Source organism: Candidatus Chloroploca mongolica, from assembly GCF_004762035.2.
Taxonomy (GTDB): Bacteria; Chloroflexota; Chloroflexia; order Chloroflexales; family Chloroflexaceae; genus Chloroploca; species Chloroploca mongolica.
In genome coordinates this window covers 1-4971 of the sequence record NZ_SIJK02000126.1, presented here as the reverse complement: position 1 = coordinate 4971, position 4971 = coordinate 1, and the positions used below count along the sequence as shown (strand labels likewise).

At 61.0% G+C, this 4971-nt stretch carries 1 protein-coding gene; it reads left to right on the top strand.

Annotated elements, in window-relative coordinates:
• Positions 1-4971, top strand: a 4971-nt coding sequence (locus EYB53_RS24935; protein ID WP_135482262.1) for an RHS repeat-associated core domain-containing protein, incomplete at both ends; no start/stop codon positions are given.

Here is a 4971-nt window from a genome sequence, read left to right as displayed (position 1 = left end):
CCCGTCAATACCGCTACCGGCAACTATTTCTATGATTTCCCGGATCTGCGGGAAGCCACGCCTGGGCTGCCGCTCGAGGTCACCCGCTGGTACAACGCCCTTGACGCGGATAGCGTTGTCGGCCCGTTTGGCCATGGCTCGTCTTGGCTCGCTGACATGCACGTCACCTGGCGCGACGATAAATCGGCCCTGGTGCGCTTTGCAGATGCGCAAATTGGCTACTACCTAGGCACGATTGATCCAACTGACCCGACAAATCTCGCCGGGGTGTACCTCCCTCAAGGCTTCCAGCAGGGTGAACTCGTGCGGGCACCGGATGGCGCGGCCATCCTGACGATGCCCGACCAGACGGCCTATCATTTTGCGGCAGATGGTCAGATCGATCAACTGCGCCATCCGTACCCGGCAACGATCACCATTCAACGCACTGATGATCGCCCCACCGTGATCAGCCACTCAAGTGGCGTAAGTCTGACGATCACCTATCGCGACGACCTGATTACCCAGATCGCATCGAGTCGTGGGCGTGCGGTTGACTATGCCTATGACGCCGAAGACAATCTGATCGCGGTAACGATGCCTGATGGTGCTGTCTACACCTACCACTACGACGACCAGCATCGGGTCACCGCCATTCATGATCCAAATGGGACGGCCTTTGTCCGCAATGTCTATGATGACCAGGGCCGGGTGGTGGAGCAATACGATGCCGCTGATCAGCCGAGTTTCTTCCAGTATGCTGTGCCCGTGACCAGTACCGATCTGAGTGGGGAACGAGTCTTTACTGATACGCTCGGCTTTACGGTGACCCATACGTACGACGCGGATGGACGCGTGATGGCGATGCGCGATCAGCTGGGACGCGAAACGCGGTATACCCGCGACGCACGGGGCAACATCACCCGTCGAACCGAGCCGGATGGGAGCGTCTGGCGTTTTACCTTTGATGCCCATGACAATCTGCTCACGCAAACGAATCCCCTCAGTGAAACGACGCGCTACACCTATGACGGGCGCAATAATCGACTCACGATGACAGATCCGCTCGGTGCAACCTGGGGGTATACCTACGATGCCCAGGATCGCTTGATCCGTACGCGTGATCCGCTCGGGTATGAGCGCCACTATACCTATGATCAACGCGGCAACCTGATCGTTGAGCGCGATGAGCTTGGCGCCGAAACCAGGTATGGCTCCAACGAACTGGGGTGGCGTACGGTCATCACCGATGCGCTCGGCTTCGTGACCCAGATGATCTACGATGACCAGGGCAATGTCAGGCAGTACATTGATGCTGAGGGCCGTGTGGCAACCTCGCAATACGATGCCCAAAATCGGTTGATCGCTTCGGTTGACCCCCTCAGCACCACCGTGACCTTTGCCTATGACCCGATGGGCAACCTGCGTTTCCAGACCGATGGCAATGGCTTTACCCGCACGATCACCTATGATGTCTATGACCGCGTGATTGCCGACCAGGATTATGCTGGCGCGGTGACGCAGTATGCGTATGATGCGCTGGGTCGCCAGACAGTCGTTACCGATGCCCTCGGTTTCACCAGCGTGATCACCTACAACGCTGCCGGTGAGGTCGTCGCACGTCAGGAAGCTGATGGGAGCGTCACGAGCTTTGCGTATGATCTGAACGGCCGCGTCATCAGCGAAACCGATGCCCTGGGACGAACCACGTTCTACCGCTATGATGCCGCCGGACGCCAAACGACGGTCGCCCGCCCCTGTTCTGTCTGCGCAGACGGTCTGGCGCTCAGTCAGACGGTCTACGATGCGGCAGGACGCGTCATCCAGACCGTTGATCCTCTCTCGGCGACGGTGCGCCTGGTGCTTGACCCACTGGGGCGGGCGACCCAGCGTATGTTGGCGAATGGTGCCGTCTCCACCTCGACCTACGATGCCGCCGGGCGGCTCATCGCCCAGGTTGATCCGCTCGGGGCCGTGACCCGTTCGGCCTATGATGCGCTGGGGCGGGTTATCACGACCACGGATGCCCTCGGTTTCACGACCGTGCATCAGTATGATGGGGTTGGCAATCGCCTGGCAACCACCAATGCCCGTGGGCACACCACCAGGTCGGTCTATGATGCCAATGACCGCCTGATCCAGCAGATCGATCCCCTGCGAGCCGTGACCAGTTATGGGTACGACCGCTTGGGGCGGGTCATCAGCGAAACCGATGCGCTCAGTCAGACAACCATGATGACCTACGATGCCCAGGGGAATCTGCTCAACCGGCGGGATCGCCTCGGTGCCGTGACCCACTTCGGCTACGATATGCTCGGGCGCCAGACCGTTATCACCGATGCCCTTGGGTTCGTGACCACGATGGCGTACGATGCCATGGGGCGCGTCGTGACGACCACAAATGCCCTGGGTGCAACGGATATCGTGCGCTATGATCAGGTGGGACGCCGCATTGCGACCCAGGATGCGCTCGGCTTTACGCGGATCTTCACCTATGATCTGGCGGATAATCTGATCGCCCAGCAGGAACCCAATGGGGCCATCACGCAATCAGGCTTTGATGCCGTGGGCCGTCAGATCGTCATCACGGATGCGTTGGGCTTCACTACCCTGATGACCTACAGTCTCAGTGGGGAACTACAGGCCCGCCAGGATGCGCGTGGAGCCGTGACCCACTACACGTATGACCTATTGCAACGGCAGACGGCGCAGATCGACCCGCATGGCAACCGGAGCACGACGACCTATGATCCGCGTGGGCATGTGCAGACGACGACCGATTTCAATGGTGCGACCACGACGATGGTCTATGATGCCGTCGGCAATCGGATCGCATCGGTTGATCCATTGGGCGGACACACCGTTTCGACGTATGATGCCCGCAACCAGATGGTGGCGAGTACCAACGCATTGAGCCAGACCACCCGGATGGTCTACGATCTGCTTGGCCGCACCATCGCGACGATCAGTCCCGCGGGCAACCACACCCGCATGGGCTATGATGCTGAAGGACGGGTCGTGAGCGCGACCAATGCGCTGAGCCAGACCACCCTGACGACCTATGATGCGCTCGGACGCGCTATCCGCACCACCGATGCACTCGGGCGCGTGACGCAGGACGCCTACGATGGGTTGGGGCGGATGATTAGCCAGACGGATGCGTTGAGCCAGACGACCACGATGAGCTACGATGCCTTGGGACGGTTGCTCGCAGTGCGCGGCCCGGATGGCACCACACAACGCTACACCTATGATGCCGTCGGCAATATGCTCACCGAAACCGATGGCACTGGGTTTCAACTCACGCTCACCTATGATCAGCGCAACCAACTCGTGCGCCGCTCCCATCCCTACACGACGACCGAGCACGTCGTTCCAGGCCGCATCATCTGGCTCCCCTTCATTCAAGTTGACCCAACCACGGCATCGGTACGCCCTGGTGAACGCCACGTGTCTGTGTCGCCAGCACCAAGACTGCACGCCAGCACGGTCACCACGCGAACCTGGACCTACATCTACGATCCGGTCGGCAACCTGGTGCGTACCGTCCCACCGAGTGGCCGGAGCACCGCATCAACCTATGATGCGCTCAACCGTCTGCTCACCACCACCTACGATGGGGGCGACGCGGTTGCCTATCGCTACGATGCCAACGGCAATCGCCTTGCGATGGCAGACACCTACGGCGAAACGACGTATCAGTATGATGCCCTGAATCGGCTGATCGCCAGCACCGATCCGACAAGCCTCACCATCCGCCTTGCCTATAATGCGCTGGGCCAGCGCACCCAACTCACCTACCCGGATGGGAGCGAGGCCGCGTACCAGTACAACGATGATGGTGCGCTTCGGCAGATCATCGCCCCGGATGGCGGCGTAACGACGATCATCCTGGATGCGCTGAACCGTCCCATCCGAACGAACCAGGCCAATGGCGTCGTGGTCGAGCAACGCTACGATGCCGTCGGCAATCAAACCTTGCTGATCCAGCGTGATGCGGCTGGCGTTCGCCTGGCCCGCCAGAGTTCGACCTACGATGACCTCAATCGAGTGATTCGCGAGGAAGAGAGCCTGCCACAGGGCGTCTGGCTCACGACCTATGCCTACGATGCGCTGGATCGCCTGATCGCAACGAGCCGAAGCGATGGCACCTCCACCGCGTACCAGTTTGATGCGGCGGGCAACCGGCTCAGTGAAGCGGGCGTGCGCATGACCGCCAACCTCACCAGTACGTACCAGCGAACCTTCGCCTACAGCTGTTGCAACGAACTGCTGAGCGTGCGCGATAGCCAGACGGGCGTCACCACCTATACGTACGATCTGGATGGGAACCGGAGCGGCATGTTCCGCCCACATGAGGAGGCACGCTACACCTATGATCCGGCGGGACGCCTGATCGAAGCCCGGATCAGCGATCTGAGCGGTGACAACGCCACCCTCCGTGATGGACTCTTCGAGCGTTACGGCTATGACGGTGACGGACGGCGTGTCCATCATGAGTCGATAGCGGCCGCAAACGGCGCCTCAATCATTCGCCGCACGCGCTACGACGACAGTCGCGGGTGGGATGTCCTGCTGGAATACACCACCCTTGCGCCAGGCGACGCACAGCACTACCTCTATGCCAACCCCTTGCAGCGCATCGGCGCGAGCAGCGCCAACGGGGAACTCAGCTACTATCAGCGGGATCGCCTGGGCAGTGCGCTCGGGGCCACCACGCCAGCCGGGGTGCTCAACGGCGACACGCTGATGCGCTACAGCGCATACGGCGAGCTCGAGGCCCCAGCCGACATCCTCCCTGCTGGCGGCGACAGCTACACCGGGCACCAGTACGACTATTACACCGGCCTGACCTACGCCCGCAACCGCTACTACGACGCCCCAACGGGCACCTTCCTCACCCCCGACCCATGGTCGGTGGATCACCGCGACCTGCTCAGCCTCAACCGCTACCTCTACGTCCAGGCCAACCCCTTGAACTACACTGATCCG